The organism is Halomonas flagellata (assembly GCF_022487945.1).
In the GTDB taxonomy this organism is placed as follows: domain Bacteria; phylum Pseudomonadota; class Gammaproteobacteria; order Pseudomonadales; family Halomonadaceae; genus Halomonas; species Halomonas flagellata.
The window spans coordinates 1-860 of the sequence record NZ_JAKVPY010000082.1 but is presented as its reverse complement, the minus strand read 5'-3'; the positions used below and the strand labels follow the sequence as shown (position 1 = coordinate 860).

Annotated in this window: 3 protein-coding genes; all 3 read left to right on the top strand. The window is 54.8% G+C overall.

The genetic code is table 11. The annotated features are described in order from the left end of the window. On the top strand, positions 1–448 hold a 448-nt coding region (locus tag MKP05_RS21200; protein WP_240570128.1), incomplete at its 5' end, for a hypothetical protein. A 9-nt stretch (positions 449–457) separates the two neighbouring features. Continuing rightward, positions 458–655 carry a hypothetical protein gene (locus MKP05_RS21195; RefSeq protein WP_053389843.1) on the top strand — a complete coding sequence of 66 codons (198 nt, stop codon included), beginning with the start codon at positions 458–460 and terminating at the stop codon, positions 653–655. Then, the coding region (locus MKP05_RS21190) for a hypothetical protein (protein ID WP_240570127.1) at positions 652–860 on the top strand (209 nt) is incomplete at its 3' end. The genes MKP05_RS21195 and MKP05_RS21190, both read left to right, overlap by 4 nt.

The window sequence follows — 860 nt, the reverse complement described above, 5'->3', positions numbered from 1 at the left end:
CAGCAACCCATTTAGCAGCAGCCGCGTTACAGAGGCAAAGCCGGTTTATCGTGTGACGCAGGAAAGCACCGTTAACCGCGGCGCTCAGTACGGCTATGACGTAAATGTAAACGGTCCTTTCACCCCTGGCGGCAATATTGCGGCTAACGCTAAAGACCCGCGCTGGAATTACGTCGATCCGCTTACCGTCTATATGCGTACCGTATGGCCTGAAGACGTGCAGACCGTTCGTCAGGCCGTTGAATACCTGCTTGAGCCTACCGGTTATCGCCTGGTGACCCGCTACCCTGCACCGCGAGAGGCGGCGCTGCTGGTCGATAAGCCGATTCCCCCGATCGCTAAAGTACACCGCACTATGCCGGTTCTCGATGCCCTTCAGATGCTTGTCGGGCTTGATCACAGCGTTGTCGTTGATCACGCGCATCACCTGGTGTCTTTCCAAAAATAGGTAACTGTCATGAAAAAATCAGCTCTCATTGTGCTTTCCCTGCTTCTGCTGGCTGGGTGTACAACTCAGAAATTTCAGGGCGGTAGCGGTCAGCTTTTCCAGCTCTCGCAGCGCAACGTGGTTTACCGTGATCTCACCGTTCCGGTAAGCCTGGGTAATGAACCCGTTCGTCAAAAGAACGTAACCGCCCCGGATATTGCGCCATGAAAAAAGCAACGCTGCTGATAACGTTGCTTCTGTCTGCTGGCAGCCCTGTATGGGCTGCCGGTAATAGTGACGCAGAAGCTATCTATTCATCGCTGTACGGCGAGAAAGCTGATTCTTCCCGCCCTGCTGTAGCCGCTGCTGCCCTCTCTGAGCAAGGCGATCAGGAACAGGCGTGTGCTGAATGGACTACAGCTATGCAGCGTGC

Bases quoted from the DNA above. Each gene is read 5' to 3' on its own strand.
- MKP05_RS21195 (WP_053389843.1), top strand. From the start codon at position 458: ATGAAAAAATCAGCTCTCATTGTGCTTTCCCTGCTTCTGCTGGCTGGG.